Annotated in this window: 13 protein-coding genes; 7 read left to right on the top strand and 6 right to left on the bottom strand. The window is 65.6% G+C overall.

Annotation, left to right across the window (positions count from 1 at the left end):
* Positions 1-116: 116 nt before the first annotated feature.
* From H0485_RS03270 to coaBC, 3 genes are all read right to left on the bottom strand, one after another.
* Positions 117-1,163, bottom strand: coding sequence for a HesA/MoeB/ThiF family protein (locus tag H0485_RS03270; protein ID WP_226933927.1), 1,047 nt, complete (start codon positions 1,161-1,163; stop codon positions 117-119).
* A gap of 8 nt (positions 1,164-1,171) precedes the next feature.
* Positions 1,172-1,636, bottom strand: coding sequence for a dUTP diphosphatase (gene dut / locus H0485_RS03265; protein WP_226933926.1), 465 nt, complete (start codon positions 1,634-1,636; stop codon positions 1,172-1,174).
* Positions 1,637-1,709: 73 nt separating this feature from the next.
* Positions 1,710-2,903, bottom strand: coding sequence for a bifunctional phosphopantothenoylcysteine decarboxylase/phosphopantothenate--cysteine ligase CoaBC (coaBC, locus tag H0485_RS03260; protein ID WP_226933925.1), 1,194 nt, complete (start codon positions 2,901-2,903; stop codon positions 1,710-1,712).
* Positions 2,904-3,082: 179 nt separating this feature from the next.
* Between coaBC and cobU the strand changes: the two genes are divergently transcribed.
* The 4 genes from cobU to H0485_RS03240 all read left to right on the top strand — a co-directional run bounded on the left by cobU (position 3,083) and on the right by H0485_RS03240 (position 6,820).
* On the top strand, positions 3,083-3,667 hold the full coding sequence (gene cobU, locus H0485_RS03255; RefSeq protein WP_226933924.1) for a bifunctional adenosylcobinamide kinase/adenosylcobinamide-phosphate guanylyltransferase: 585 nt from the start codon (positions 3,083-3,085) through the stop codon (positions 3,665-3,667).
* Positions 3,664-4,245: a histidine phosphatase family protein gene (locus tag H0485_RS03250; protein ID WP_226933923.1), complete on the top strand. Its 582-nt coding sequence runs from the start codon at positions 3,664-3,666 to the stop codon at positions 4,243-4,245. The genes cobU and H0485_RS03250 overlap by 4 nt, the downstream gene beginning before the upstream one ends.
* 78 nt (positions 4,246-4,323) lie before the next feature.
* Positions 4,324-5,208, top strand: a complete 885-nt coding sequence (locus H0485_RS03245) for a glutathione S-transferase (RefSeq protein WP_226933922.1) — start codon at positions 4,324-4,326, stop codon at positions 5,206-5,208.
* Between the two features lie 103 nt (positions 5,209-5,311).
* A complete protein-coding gene (locus tag H0485_RS03240) occupies positions 5,312-6,820 on the top strand; it encodes a YifB family Mg chelatase-like AAA ATPase (RefSeq protein WP_226933999.1) in 1,509 nt (502 codons plus the stop codon).
* Positions 6,821-6,834: 14 nt separating this feature from the next.
* Here the strand turns inward: H0485_RS03240 and gshB are convergent, their stop codons facing one another.
* From gshB to rsmI, 3 genes are read right to left on the bottom strand one after another with little or no spacing between them, the layout of a single operon-like run.
* On the bottom strand, positions 6,835-7,779 hold the full coding sequence (gene gshB, locus H0485_RS03235; RefSeq protein ID WP_226933921.1) for a glutathione synthase: 945 nt from the start codon (positions 7,777-7,779) through the stop codon (positions 6,835-6,837).
* 59 nt (positions 7,780-7,838) lie between these two features.
* Positions 7,839-8,270, bottom strand: coding sequence for a YraN family protein (locus H0485_RS03230; protein WP_226933920.1), 432 nt, complete (start codon positions 8,268-8,270; stop codon positions 7,839-7,841).
* Positions 8,271-8,289: 19 nt separating this feature from the next.
* Positions 8,290-9,180, bottom strand: a complete 891-nt coding sequence (gene rsmI / locus H0485_RS03225) for a 16S rRNA (cytidine(1402)-2'-O)-methyltransferase (RefSeq protein WP_226933919.1) — start codon at positions 9,178-9,180, stop codon at positions 8,290-8,292.
* A gap of 99 nt (positions 9,181-9,279) precedes the next feature.
* On the opposite strand from rsmI, the gene H0485_RS03220 reads away from it, so the two are divergent.
* The 3 genes from H0485_RS03220 to murJ are packed head-to-tail and all read left to right on the top strand — an operon-like array spanning position 9,280 to position 14,827.
* On the top strand, positions 9,280-10,452 hold the full coding sequence (locus H0485_RS03220; protein WP_226933918.1) for a penicillin-binding protein activator: 1,173 nt from the start codon (positions 9,280-9,282) through the stop codon (positions 10,450-10,452).
* Positions 10,412-13,255, top strand: coding sequence for a [protein-PII] uridylyltransferase (locus tag H0485_RS03215; protein WP_226933917.1), 2,844 nt, complete (start codon positions 10,412-10,414; stop codon positions 13,253-13,255). The genes H0485_RS03220 and H0485_RS03215 overlap by 41 nt, the downstream gene beginning before the upstream one ends.
* Positions 13,256-13,276: 21 nt before the next feature.
* On the top strand, positions 13,277-14,827 hold the full coding sequence (gene murJ, locus H0485_RS03210) for a murein biosynthesis integral membrane protein MurJ (protein ID WP_226933916.1): 1,551 nt from the start codon (positions 13,277-13,279) through the stop codon (positions 14,825-14,827).
* Positions 14,828-14,837: the final 10 nt, after the last annotated feature.

Genomic DNA, 14,837 nt, shown 5'->3' with positions numbered 1-14,837 from the left:
GGACTCTCCTGTCATGGCCCGGCTCTCTGCCGGATGCGCGGACTATGCCCGCGCCCAGGCCGCTGTGCAAGCAAAGCCCCGGGCCTGCCCGCGCCTCTCGCTGCACAAGCCGGTGATCAGCGACGGCCGCAGACCGGGCAATCCGCCCGCGGTTTCACCCGGATCACCCGGGTCTCGGCGTAAAGCGCATCATGAAGCATCAGCCGCCCGCGCAGCCCCTCGCCGGCGCCGGTGATCTCTTTCACCGCCTCACTGGCCATCATCGCCCCGATCACCGCCGGCAGGGGGGCAGCCACCCCGGCCTCGGCGCAATTGGGCACCAGCCCTGGCGCTGGCTTTTCCGGGAACAGGCATTCAAAGCAGGGCGCGCCCCGCGCCGGATCATAGAGCGAGAGCTGCCCCTCCCACTGGCTGATCGCGCCCGAGATCAGCGGCTTGCCCAGTTCGGCGCAGATACGGTTGACCAGCAGCCGGGTCTCGAAATTATCGGTGCCATCCAGCACCAGATCATAATCGGCGATCAGCGCTGCCGCGACCAGCTCATCCAGGCGGCGCTGATAGGGCCGCACCTCGATAAAGGGGTTCAGCGCCTTCATCGCCTGTTCGGCCGAAAACACTTTGGCCATGCCGATACTGTCATCGCGATGGATGAACTGACGCTGCAGATTAGAGGCCTCGACCAGATCATCATCGATCACGCCGATCACCCCCACCCCGGCCCCGGCAAGCGTGAGAAGCACCGGCGAGCCCAGCCCGCCTGCCCCCACCACCAGCACCTTTGCCCGGGCCAGACGCTGCTGCCCCTGGCCGCCGATCTCGCGCAGCATGATATGGCGGGCATAGCGGTTGCGCTCGGCCTCGCTGAAACTGCCATCACGGGCGGTTGCAGGCGCAACAGGCGCGGCGGCAACCGCCTTGTGGCGCAGCTGCAACAGCCAGTGCCGGTAGCCCAGCACCACCGCCAGCACGATGCCAAAGATCAGCCAGAAGCGGAATTCCGAGGCCGGGCGCGGGCTCAGCCCCATCACCGCACGCAGTGCCGGGGCGCTGATCACCAGCACCAGCAGCCACCAAAGCACACTTGCCAGCCAGACCCGGCGCTGCGGCCAGGACAGCCCCCAGGCCAGCAGCCATAAAGCGAAAAGGCCAATCGTGCCCAGCATGATCCGGTTCAGCCCCTGCCGGTCGAGCCGAAGCCACCCTGACCGCGTCCGGTCTCGGAAAGGCTGTCGACGATTTCATAGCTGGCCTGCAGCACCGGGGCGATCACTGCCTGGGCGATGCGCTCGCCATGTCTCACCACGAAAGGCTCGCTCCCCAGATTGATCAGCGGCACGCCCAGCGGGCCACGATAATCGCTGTCGATCGTGCCCGGCGTATTCGGCAAAGTGATGCCGGATCTGGTCGCGAGGCCCGAGCGCGGCCGGATCTGCATCTCATAGCCTTCGGGGATCTCAACCCGCAGCCCGGTCGGAATGATCGCGCGCTGCATCGGCGCGAGGGTGATGCCCCCGGCACGATCAGCGGGCTGCAGATTGGCGCAGAGATCTGCGCCTGCCGCCCCTGCGGTCTGATAGGCAGGCAGCGCGAGCGCCGCATCGGCCCAGGTCTCACGCAGAACTTTAATCACCAGCATGGGTTACTCCGGTCTTTCCTCTTCGCCCCCGGCCTCTGACCGGGTGGCATTATCTCTTTTATCTCGTGCGGCTTCAGCCCAGCGCCGCCGCGATCCGTGCCGCAAGCTGGCGCGCCACCTCGGCCTTGGCCATGCGCGGCCAGGTCTCGGCCCCGGCTTCGCTGATCAGCACCACCGCATTCTCAGTTCCGCCCATGATCCCGGTCGCGGGCGAGACATCATTGGCGAGGATCCAGTCACAGCCCTTGCGCAGCCGCTTGGCGGTGGCATGGGCGACCACGGTCTCGGTCTCGGCAGCAAAGCCCACCACCAGCTGCGGCCGGTTTGCGCCCTTTGAGACCCTGGCAAGAATATCGGGATTCTCGGCAAACAGCAGCGCCGGAGCCTGACCCGAGCCGTCTTTCTTCATCTTCTGCGCGCCCGCATTGGCGACGCGCCAGTCAGCCACGGCCGCCGCCATCACCGCCGCATCGGCAGGCAAAGCCGCCTGAACCGCATCGGCCATTTCAGCCGCGGTCTCAACCCGGACCACATCCACCCCTTCGGGCGGGGCCAGGCTGGCCGGGCCGGTAACGAAAGTCACCCTTGCCCCCAGATCGCGCAGAGCCGCCGCAATTGCCGTGCCCTGCGCCCCGGAAGAGCGGTTGGCAATATAGCGCACCGGATCAATCGGCTCATGCGTCGGGCCCGAGGTGACAAGGACATGCCGCCCCTTCAGCGGGCCGTCAGTCAGCGCCGCCTCAATCGCACGGAAAATTTCTGCCGGTTCAGCCAGCCGCCCCGGGCCGAATTCGCCACAGGCCATCTCCCCCGCATCGGGGCCCGAGATCAGCACACCATCCTGCCGGAGCTGCGCCAGATTGCGCTGCGTTGCCGGATGGGTCCACATGCGCAAATTCATCGCCGGGGCTATCAGCACCCGTTTATCCGTCGCCAGAAGCAGGGTCGAGGCCAGGTCATCGGCCCGCCCCGTGGCCATTTTGGCCATCAGATCCGCCGTCGCCGGGGCCACAACCAGCAGATCCGCCGAACGCGACAGCTGGATATGGCCCATCTCGGCCTCATCGGTCAGGTCAAACAACTCCTGATAGACCCTTTCCCCGGCCAGCGCCGAGAGCGACAGCGGCGTCACAAACTCGGCCCCGGCCCGGGTCAGCACCGGCGTTACTGCAGCACCGGCCTTGCGCAGCAGCCGGATCAGCTCCAGCGATTTATAGGCAGCGATCCCGCCGCCGGTGATCAGCAATATCCGTTTCCCGATCAGCATGGGCGCTCCTCTGGCTGCGGCCCCATATATTCACCGCGCGCCTTCCCATGCAACCGGGCCCATGCAACCGGGCCCATGCAACCGGGCCCATGCAGCCAGGTCTGCAGCCGCAGCGACGACTGGCGCGGCGCGGCCAGCCGCGCTAGCCTGTTGCCAGCCCGCGAAAATGAGCCTGAGCGATGATCACCCTGCCCCCCCTTACCCTGATCACCGGCGGTGCCCGCTCCGGAAAATCCGCCTATGCTGAAAGGCTCGCCCGGGCCTCAGGCCTGCAGCGGCGCTATCTGGCCACCGGTCAGGCCTTTGACAGCGAGATGGCGACCCGGATCGAACAGCACCGGCGCGATCGCGGCGAGGGCTGGCAGCTCCTTGAGACGCCGCTCGATGTCGCCCCCGCTCTGGCCAGCGCCGCGCCTGACAGCGTGACCCTGTTTGACTGCGCCACGCTCTGGCTCAGCAATCAGCTCTTTGCCGGGCGCGATCTGGCGCATGAGGCCGGCGCACTGATCGGGGCACTGGCGGCCTCGCCCGGTCCGGTGATCCTTGTCACCAATGAGCTTGGTCAGGGGATTGTGCCCGGGGATGCGCTGTCGCGGCAGTTTCGCGATGAACAGGGCAGGCTGAACCAGCGCCTCGGCCAGGCCGCCGGTCTGGTGATTGCGGTAATGTGCGGCCTGCCACTGGCGCTGAAAGGCCCGCTGCCTGTGCTTCCAGAGTTGCCTGTGCTGCCGGAATTGCCGGGGCTGGCGGAGAGCGGCAGATGACCCGGTTCTGGCTGGTCCGGCACGGCCCGACCCATGCCCGGACCATGGTCGGCTGGAGCGATCTGCCCGCCGATCTCTCCGATGCCCCGGCGCTGGCCCGGCTGAACGCCGCCCTGCCCGCTGAGGCGCTGCTGATCTCCTCTGATCTCAGCCGGGCGGTGACAACCGCCGATGCACTGAGCCAGCCCGGCCGCCGCCGTCTGCCCCATGACCGGGCGCTGCGTGAAATCCATTTTGGCGCCTGGGAGCTGCGCAGCTATGCCGAATGCGAGGCCGGGGACCCGCTGCTTGCCCGCCGTTTCTGGGAGGAGCCCGGCAGCCTTTCCGCCCCGGGCGGCGAGAGCTGGGACCTGATGGCAGGCCGGGTCAGCAAGGCCCTGGCCCGGCTGCAAGGCCAGCACAGCGAGGTGATCATCGTCGCGCATTTCGGCGCCATTCTTGCCGCCGTGCAGCACGCGCTGCAGATCCCGGCGAAAGAGGTCCTGTCGCACCGGATCGGCAACCTCTCACTGACCTGTCTCGAACTGGGCGATAGCGCCACACCGGGCCGCCTGCACCGGATCAATCACAGCCCGTGATGCCACAGCGCACAAATCGGAATTTTTCTCCCGGCCGCTCCGGCCCTAGGCTGCGCCCGCTATATCCGGAGGGCTGAATTGGACTATCATCTGCTTATTGGTGACCGCGCCTGGTCGAGCTGGTCGCTGCGCGGCTGGCTGCTGTTTGATGCTTTTGACCTGCCGGTCCGGGTCAGCCATGCCCGGCTTTATGACCCGCAGCTGCAGGAGATGCTTGCCGCTTTCCCGCCCGCCCGCACTGTTCCGGCTCTGCGCCTGCCCGAGGGCACGGTGATCAGCGAAAGCATCGCCATTGCCGAGGAGCTGGCCAGCCGCCATCCCGAAGCCGGGATCTGGCCCGCTGATCCGGCCCGCCGCGCCACCGCCCGGATGCTTGCCGCTGAAATGCATGTGGGGTTTCAGGCCCTGCGCGATTATTGCCCGATGAATCTGCGGGTCTCCTATCAGGATTGCAGCCCGCCACCGGCGGTTTTGGCCGATCTGGCCCGGTTCGGGCAGCTGCTCACCCATGCCCGCAGCCGCGCCGCAGCAGGCCCATGGCTGCTGGGCGCCTATTGCGCGGCCGATGTGTTTTTTACCCCGCTGGCGGCCCGGATCGCAGGCTATAATCTGCCGGTCGGGCCTGAGGCCATGGCCTGGGTCACGGCCGCGCTTTCGCATCCCTCGTTCCGGCGCTGGCGCGCCATGGGCATGGTGGATGGGGCCGATCAGCCGGTCTATCGCCGCGACTGGCCGCGCCGCGACTGGCCCGGCCCGGCCCCGCTCGCCGCCCGGGCGGTTGACGGCCAGGATGCCGTGAACCAGAGCTGCCCCTGTTCGGGAGGCCCGGTCAGCCATGTGCTGGAACTTGCCGGGCATCGTTACGGATTCTGCTCTGCCTTCTGCCGCGACAAAACCCTTGCCGATGCCGCCGCCTGGCCCGCCTTCATGGCCCTGGTCGGGGCCAGACTGCCGGAGGCGTGAATCAGGCGTGCATCAGGCATTAACCAGGCATTAACCCCGGCGCGCAATGCTCGGCCCCGGACCGGGCAGCCCGGAAACCGGCGCGCTGCATGGGGGGCTCTGGATGGTGGCACGGTCCTATACCGTCGCCTTCGAAGGCATCGAGGCCCGCCTCGTCGAGGTGCAATGCGCCCTGGCCCATGGTGCGGCGGGGTTCAGCCTCGTCGGCATGGCAGAAAGATCGGTCAGCGAAGCGAAAGAACGGGTGCGCGCGGCGCTGGAGGCTTTGTCGATTGCCTTGCCGAACCGGCGCATCACCATCAACCTCTCGCCCGCGGATCTGCCGAAAGAGGGCAGCCATTATGATCTGGCGATTGCCCTGGCGCTGCTGGCCGCCATTGGCCTGCTGCCCGAGGATGAGGTTGCCCGCACCCTGGCGCTTGGTGAGCTGTCGCTCGATGGCAAGCTGATCGCAGTGGCGGGCGCGCTGCCCGCCGCCCTGACGGCGGCGGCGGAAAACTGCACCCTTCTCTGCCCGCTGATCCCAGGGCGCGAGGCGGCCTGGGTCGGCGCGGCTGAGGTGATCAGCGCAGCAACCTTGCACGAGGTGCTGCAGCATTTCTCGGGCCAGGCGGTGCTGCCCGCCACCGAGCCGCTGCCACCCGCCGCCCTTCAGGGACCTGGCCCCGATCTGCGCGAGGTCCGCGGTCAGGAACGTGCCAAACGGGCGCTGGAGATTGCCGCCGCCGGCCGCCACCATCTGCTGATGACCGGCAGCCCCGGTGCGGGCAAAAGCATGCTGGCGCTGCGGCTGCCAGGCCTGCTGCCGCCGCTTTCCGCCGCAGAGGCGCTGGAAAGTGCCATGATCCACTCGCTTGCCGGGCAGCTGAACGGGACCATCCCGCGCCATGCGCCGTTCCGCGCCCCGCATCACAGCGCCTCGATGGCGGCGATGGCGGGCGGGGGCCGGGGGGCGAAACCGGGCGAGATCAGCCTCGCGCATAATGGTGTGCTCTTCCTGGATGAACTGCCGGAATTCGCCCGCCCGGTGCTGGAAGTGCTGCGTCAGCCGATTGAAAGCGGCGTGGTCAGCGTCGCGCGGGCCAATGCCCATGTCGATTATCCCTGCCGGTTCCAGCTGATCGCCGCAGCCAATCCCTGCCGGTGCGGCTGGCTGAGCGATCCGGCCCGGGCCTGTTCCAAAGCCCCGCATTGCGGCCGGGATTACCTCGCCCGGCTCTCGGGCCCGCTTCTCGACCGGATCGATCTGCGCCTTGAATTGCCGCCCGTGAGCATCAGCGAGCTGGATTTACCGCCTTTGGGCGAAAGCTCGGCCCGGGTCGCGGCGCGGGTGGCCCAGGCAAGGCAGATCCAGGCCGGGCGGCTGGGGCGCGAGGGGCTGACCAATGCAGATCTGCAGGGCAGCGCGCTCGAGCGCTATGCCAGCCCGGACCGCGAGGGCAAGGCGCTGATCGCGCGGCTGGCCGAACAGCTGGGGCTGACCGCGCGCGGCTATCACCGGCTGCTGCGGGTGGCGCGTACCATTGCCGATCTCGAGGGCTGCGACACGATCAGCCGAAACCATCTGGCCGAGGCGGCAGGCTACCGCCTCAGCGGATCGGTGATCAGCTGAGGCCGGTCAGCGGCTCAGCCGGCGCGCTTGGCCTCAATCACCTGCCAGATCTTTTCGGCGGTATTGGTTCCGTCAAACCGCTCCAGCTCCTGAATGCCGGTGGGCGAGGTGACATTAATCTCGGTCAGCCAGTCGCCGATCACATCGATGCCGACGAAAATCTGACCATTGTCACGCAAAGTCGGCCCGATCCGGGCACAGATTTCCAGATCGCGCGGCGTCAGACCGACCTGCTCAGGCCGCCCCCCGGCATGCATATTCGACCGGGTCTCGCCCGCCTGGGGCACGCGGTTGATCGCGCCGACCGGTTCACCATTGACGAGGATCACCCTTTTATCGCCCTGCGCCACCGCCGGCAGGAATTTCTGCACGATCATCGGCTCGCGCGACATCGAGGTGAACAGCTCATAAAGCGAGGAAAGATTGCGGTCATTCTCATCAAGCCGGAACACCCCTGCACCGCCATTGCCGTAGAGCGGTTTGAGAATGATATCGCCATGCCGCGCTTTGAAGGCACGGATCGTTTCCAGATCGCGGGCGATGGCGGTCGGCGGCGTCAGATCCGGGAACCGCAGAACCAGCAGCTTTTCCGGGAAGTTACGCACCCAGAACGGGTCATTGACCACCAGCACTTTGGGCTGCAGCAGTTCGAGCAGATGGGTCGAGGTGATATAGCCCATGTCAAAAGGCGGATCCTGGCGCAGCCAGACCACGTCGAAACCGGCCAGATCAACCTCGGTCTCGGGGCCGAAAGTAACGTGATTGCCCTTCTCGCGGCGCAGCTCAATCGCATGGCCCCGCGCGATCACCCTGCCTTCCACAAAGGACAGCCGGTCGGGGGTATAGAAGAAAAGGCTGTGCCCGCGGTTCTGCGCCTCAAGCGCGATGCGGAAGGTGGAATCGGCATCGATATTCACCGAGGCAATCGGATCCATCTGCAATGCGACTTTCAGGGCCATGTCTCTCTCCGGGCGTTGCACAGCCTTGATGCCGTAAGCGGCTGCGCAATGTAAACCCGTCAGGCGAAAAACGCCGCCTCGCAGATATCGATCCGCCCGACACGGTCCACCAGGGCGAGGTCGAACCGCAGTTCAGGCCTGGCCCCCGGGGCCAGCTGCGGCAGCCATGTCCCGAACAAAAAACGCTCGGCCGCAGCCACCAGCCGCCGGATCTGAGACCGGGTGAGATGCTGCGCCGCCGCCGCATGGCTATAGCCGCTTTTCACCTCGACAATGGCGAGATCGGCACCGCGCGCCACGATCAGGTCAATCTCACCCCCGGCCTGACGCCAGCGCCGGGCCAGGATCTGATAGCCCCGCGAGAGATAATCCCTGGCCACCGCCTCTTCGGCGGCATGACCGCTCAGATAATTGCGCAACCCGCGTGCCACCTGACAGGCTGAGGGAGCAGGATCGGCAAAGAGGTCTTCACTGTGAAAATCAAGTGCCATCAGCCTGCCCCTTTCGCGGCTATTCTTCCTGTCGCTGTGCGAGGGCCAGCTGATAGACCTCACGCCGCGGCACCTGCAGAGTATCGGCGACAAAGCTTGCCGCATCCTTAACGCGCATCGTCAGCAAGGCCTGCTGTAGCGCGGCAAGGATCTCGGCCTCGCCCACAATTTTCGGCGGGGCGCGGTCGACCACCAGCACGATCTCGCCCTTTGGGTCTTCTTCACCAATCATTTCAATCACTTCGGTGATCGTGCCGCGCAAAACCTCTTCATGGCGCTTGGTCAGCTCGCGGCAGACCGCGACCTGACGCATGGCACCGAAAGAAACCGCCATCTCGGCCAGGCAGCCGCGCAATCTGCGCGGTGATTCGTAAAGCACCAGCGTCGCCCCGGTCGATGCCAGTTCCTGAAGAAAACGCTGCCGCTCGCCGCGGGCCGAGGGCGGGAAGCCTGCGAAAAGGAAGCGGTCGGCCGGAAGTCCGGCCACGGCAAGGGCCGCGAGCAGCGCCGAGGCACCTGGCGCCGCCAGCACCGGCTGCCCCGCCGCCACAGCGGCCCGCGCCAGCACGAAGCCCGGATCCGAGATCAGCGGCGTGCCCGCCTCGGAAGCATAGGCCACCGATTTTCCCTCGCGCAGCGCGGCGACAATCCGCCCGGCCACCCCGGCCTCATTATGATCATGCACCGCCACCAGCGGGCGGCCATTCAGCGCGATGCCGTGGATTTCCATCAGATGGCGCAGGGTGCGGGTATCCTCAGCCGCCAGCACATCTGCCCCCGCCAGCACATCGAGCGCGCGCAAGGTAATATCGCGGGCCGCACCGATCGGGGTCGAGACCAGATGCAGCCCTGGCGCAACAGCGCCGGGACGCGGCCGGAAAACGCCCTCAGATATGGTGGATTGCTCCATCACAGACCTGCCGCGAAGTTTACTTCGGATGCGGAACGATTTAACCTGAACAATGCTATCTCCCTGCGTCCCGCGCCAGCCATCCGGTGAAGGAGTTTTATGTTGTCTTTATTCCAGTCCGCCCGCAAGTGCTTGCGCCGCGTCCTTTTTGCCCCCCTGGCGCTGGTCGCCGCAGCCTGCGTGCCGACCGGAGAAAGCGGTCAGGGCGGCGGGAAAACCTCGGGTTCGGACCCGGTTCAGGTGGCGCTTCTGGTGCCCGGTGGCGGTGGCTCGGCCAGCGATCAGGTGCTGGCCAATAATCTGGTGAATGCCGCCCGCCTCGCCGTGGCCGATCTCTCCGGTGTGAAAATTGATCTGAAGGTCTATCAGACCGGCGGCAATCCGGCTCAGGCCGCGGCCCTCGCCAGCCAGGCCGTGGCCGAAGGCGCCGATGTCATTCTCGGCCCGGTCTTCGCCCAGGAGGCCAATGCGGTCGGCCATGCGGTCAAAGGCCAGGGCATCAATGTTCTCGCCTTCTCGAATAATACCGATATCGCGGGCGGCAATGTCTTCGTGCTTGGGCCGACCTTTGACAATGCGGCACGCCGCATGGCCGGCTATGCCGTGCGCCAGGGCCGCAACCGCATCATGATCGTGCATGAGCGCAATACCGCAGGTGAGGCCGGCAAGGCGGCGATCCAGCGCGGCGTTGCCGCAGCCGGAGGCACGGTTGTCGCGGTCAATGGCTATGAATTCAGCCAGCAGGGTGTCACCTCTGCCGCGCCGGGCATCGTGCAGACCGCACGTGACACCAGCGCCTCGGCTTTGTTCCTGACCGCCGATACCGCCGGGGCCCTGCCGCTGCTGAGCCAGCTGCTCGCCGATAATGGTCTCGACCGCAATGCCGCCAGATACCTCGGCCTGACCCGCTGGGATGTTCCGGCGCAGACCCTGTCGATGCCTGGCATTCAGGGCGGCTGGTTCACTCTGCCCGATCCCAATCTTTATGCACAGTTCCAGTCGCGCTATCAGGGCAGCTATGGCGCGGCCCCGCATCCGATTGCCAGCCTGGCCTATGACGGCATTGCCGCCATCGGTGCCCTGTCGCGGCAAAAGCGCGATCTTTCGGCCGGTTCGCTGACCCAGAATGCCGGTTTCGTCGGTGTTTCGGGCATTTTCCGCCTGCGCGCCAACGGCAGCAATGAACGTGGCCTTGCTGTCGCGGAAATCCGGAACAATCAGGTGGTCGTGATTGACGCCGCCCCGCGCAGTTTCTCCGGTGCCGGTCTCTGACGCCGAGCCGGGCCCCGCTCTCACCACCGCAGCCGGCCTCGGGTCGGCTGCGGTTCCTGTTCTGCTTCCCGAAAGCGCGCTGATCGACCGCGAGGCTTTGAGCGCAGCAATTCTCGCTGAGATCCGCGCCGGGCAGACCGCCGATGGCAAGACCGCCCGGGCCATCGCGGTGCGCCATATCAGAGAGGCGAAGACCGAAGCGAACAAGGCCCTTGCCGCCGCCTTCCTCGCCGCCCCGAATGAGGCGCGGCCGCTGATTTCGGCCCAGGCCCTGCTCACCGATGCCATGATCGAGACCTGTTTGCGGGTCGCGCTGCATCTCCATCCCGCGCCGGCGGGCCCGGGCGGCGACAAGCTCGCAGTGCTGGCGGTCGGCGGCTATGGCCGGGCCGAAATGGCACCGCATTCGGATATTGACCTGCTGTTCCTCACGCCCAGGAAAACCACGGCCTGGTCGGAAAGCGTGGTCGAGACCATGCTCTACATCCTGTGGGATCTGAAGCTGAAGGTCGGCCATGCCTCGCGCACGCTGCGCGACTGCATTCGCCTCGCCCGTGAAGACATCACCATCCGCACGGCTTTGCTGGAGAAGCGTTTCATCACCGGCGATCGCGCGCTGTCCCATGAGCTGGGCGAGGCGCTCTGGAACGAGCTGTTCCATAACAGCGGTGCGGAATTCATCGAGGCCAAGCTGCAGGAACGCGCCGAGCGCCACAAACGCCAGGGCAGCCAGCGCTATGTGCTTGAGCCCAATGTCAAAGAGGGCAAGGGCGGATTGCGCGATCTGCAGACCCTCTACTGGATCGGCAAATATCTGCACCGGGTTGAAAAAGCCGCCGGCCTCGTCCGGGCCGGGCTGTTCAGCCAGGAGGAATATGAGACCTTCCGCACCGCCGAGGATTTCCTCTGGGTGGTGCGCTGCCATCTGCATTACATCACCAGCCGCGCCAGCGATCAGCTGACCTTTGATCTGCAGCCCGAAGTGGCCCAGCGCATGGGCTACCGCGATCTGGCCGGGCGCCGTGCCGTCGAGGTGTTCATGCAGGATTACTTCCGCCATGCCACCCGCGTCGGTGAGCTGACGCGGATCTTCCTCACCGGGCTGGAGGCCCGCCACGCCAAAAGCGAGGCCTCGCTGCAGGGCGCATTCCGGCTGGGGAAGCGGGTGCGCCCCGGCTATAAACTGGTCCAGGGCCGGATTGACGCGCTCGATCCCGAGGCCTTCCTCGCCGATAAGCTGAACCTGCTGCGGGTCTTTGAGGAGGCGCTGCGCACCACCTATCTGCTGCATCCCAATATCATGCGGCTGGTGACTGCGAACCTGCATCTGATTGATGCCGGAATGCGCGAAGACCCTGAGGCACAGCAGATTTTTCTCGATCTGCTCTTAAAGCACGGCAATCCCGAACGCTCGCTGCGACGGATGAATGAGCTGGGGGTGCTGGCTGCCTTCATTCCGGAATTTGAACACATCGTCGCGATGATGCAGTTCAACGTCTATCATCACTATACCGTCGATGAGCATACCATCCAATGCATCTCGACCCTGGCCCAGATCGAGCGCGGCGAGCTGATCGAGGATCTGCCGCTGTCCTCATCGATCCTTGAGGTCGGGGTGAACCGCAAAGTGATCTATGTGGCTTTGCTGCTGCATGATATCGGCAAGGGCCGCGCCGAGGATCACTCTATTCTGGGCGCAAGGATCGCCCGGCGCGTCGCGCCCCGGCTCGGCCTGTCCGATGAGGAAAGCGAAACCGTCGAATGGCTGGTGCGCTGGCATCTGCTGATGTCGGATATGGCGCAGAAACGCGATATTTCCGACCCGCGCACCGTGCGCGATTTCGCCAAGGCGGTGAAGACCCGCAAAAGGCTCGATCTGCTGACGGTGCTGACGGTCTGCGATATCCGCGGCGTCGGCCCCGGCACCTGGAACAACTGGAAGGCGATGCTGGTGCGGGCGCTGCATCAGGCCACAGCCGCGGCGCTGGAAGGCGGGCTTGAAACCGTCAACAGAGAAAACCGCGAGGCCGAGGCCAAAAAGGCGCTGCGCGACGCCCTCGCGGACTGGGACAGCAAAGAGCTGCGCGCCGAAACCGCGCGGCATTATCCGCAATACTGGCAGGGTCTCGAAACCGCGACCCAGCTGGTCTTTGCCAGGCTTTTGCGCAATCTGGGTGATGATGAGATCCGCATGGATCTGGAGCCTGATGTCAGCCGTGACGCCACCCGCGCCGCTTTTGCGCTGGCCGATCACCCCGGCATTTTCTCGCGTCTCTCCGGTGCTCTGGCGCTGGTCGGGGCCAATGTCGTGGATGCGCGGACCTATACCTCGAAAGACGGCTATGCCACGGCGGTGTTCTGGGTTCAGGATGCCGAGGGCCATCCCTATGAAATGTCGCGCCTGCCCCGGCTGCGGCAGATGATCGAAAAGACCCTGCGCGGCGAGGTGGTGGCGCGCGAGGCCCTGGCCGGACGCGATAAAGTGAAAAAGCGCGAGCGCGAGTTCCGCTTCCCGACCCATATCACCTTCGATAATGAAGGCTCGGATATCTATACCATCATCGAGGTCGACACCCGGGACCGGCCCGGCCTGCTCTATGACCTGACCCGGACGCTGGCGAATAACAATATCTCTATCGTTTCGGCGGTGATCGCCACCTATGGGGCCCAGGTGGTTGACAGCTTCTATGTCAAAGACATGTTCGGCCTGAAAATGCATGAAAAACGGCGCCAGGAGGCGCTGGAGAAGAAATTGCGCCAGGCGATTGCCGATGGTGCAGAGCGGGCCCAGGCGCAAGGCTGAGGGTCGGGGGTAAATCTGAGCATGAAACCAATCCGGCTGATGGCAGGCTTTCTGACCGTGGGCTTCTGGACTCTGATCTCACGGGTAGCAGGCCTTGTGCGGGATATGGTCATGAGTGCCTATCTCGGCGATGGCGCGGTCGCCCAGGCCTTTGTCGTGGCGCAGAGCCTGCCCAATATGTTCCGCCGCCTCTTCGCTGAAGGCGCGTTCAATATGGCCTTTGTGCCGATGTATTCCAAAAAGCTGGAGGGCGGAGAGGATGCCAATGGCTTTGCCCGCGACGCTTTCTGGAGCCTCGCGGCCTTCCTTGCGCTGTTCTCGGCCCTCGCCATCCTGCTGATGCCCCTGCTGGTCTGGGCCATGGCTTCGGGCTTTGGGGGCGATGCGCGCTTTGATCTGGCGGTGGATATGGGCCGGGTGGCTTTCCCCTATATTCTGTTCATCTCGCTGACGGCGCTGCTCTCGGGCGTGCTGAATTCAATGGGGCGGTTCCTCGCCACCTCAGCCGTGTCGATCCTGCTCTCGCTCTCGATGATTGCCGGCATGCTGCTGGCGCGGCAGTTTGGCTGGGATATGGGCAGCGCTCTGGCCTGGTCGGTCTCGGTCTCCGGCATCCTGCAGCTCGGGACCACCTGGTGGGCGCTGAAACGGCTGGGCTTTTCTCTGCCCTTCCAGCTGCCGAAATGGACCCCCGAGCTGAAGCGCCTTGCCATTATCGCCGCCCCTGCCGCCCTCGCGGGGGGCGTGGTGCAGGTCAATCTGATCGTCGGCCGACAGGTCGCCTCCTATACCGATGGCGCGATCACCTGGCTCTATAATGCCGACCGGCTCTATCAGCTGCCGCTTGGCGTGGTGGGAATTGCGATCGGCGTGGTGCTTCTGCCCGAGCTGTCGCGCCGCCTGCGCGCCAAAGACGATTCGGGCGCGCAGCATTCCTTCTCACGCGGGGCCGAATTTGCTTTGCTGCTGACCCTGCCCGCCGCCGTGGCGCTGGTCGTGATCGCCCGCCCGATCATTGGCGTGATCTTCGAGCGGGGCGCCTATGACGCCCATGCGGCGCAGAACACGGCGCTTGCGCTTGCGGTCTATGGCGCGGGCCTGCCCGCTTTCGTGCTGCATAAAGTGCTGCAGCCGCTCTATTATGCGCGTCACGACACCCGCCGCCCCTTCAACTTTGCGCTGGTCTCGATGGCGGTGAATGCGCTGGTCGCGGTGGCACTGATGCCGCTGATCGGCTTCCTCGCGGCGGCAATTGCCACCACCACTGCCGGCTGGATTATGGTGCTGCAGCTCTGGCTCGGCTCGCGCAATATGGGGCTGACAGCGCAGCTCGACGCGCGGTTCTGGCACCGCCTGCCGCGCATCCTTCTCGCCTCGGCGGTGATGGGCGCGGTGCTTTACGCCATGCTCATTGGCTTTGGCGCGGCAAGCATCGAAAAGGGCAGCCGCACGCCGCTGCTGGGGCTGATGGTGCTGGCCGGCATGGGCAGCTATTTCGCCACCGCAATCGCCACCGGCGCGATGAGCCTGAGCGATCTGAAAGCCTCGCTGCGGCGCGGGCGGCGGGCATAAAGCCCCCGCC

This window comes from Pseudogemmobacter faecipullorum (genome assembly GCF_020539525.1).
GTDB lineage: Bacteria > Pseudomonadota > Alphaproteobacteria > Rhodobacterales > Rhodobacteraceae > Pseudogemmobacter > Pseudogemmobacter faecipullorum.
Note: the sequence above shows the minus strand (reverse complement) of the source record. Positions and strands in the feature narration are given on the sequence as shown.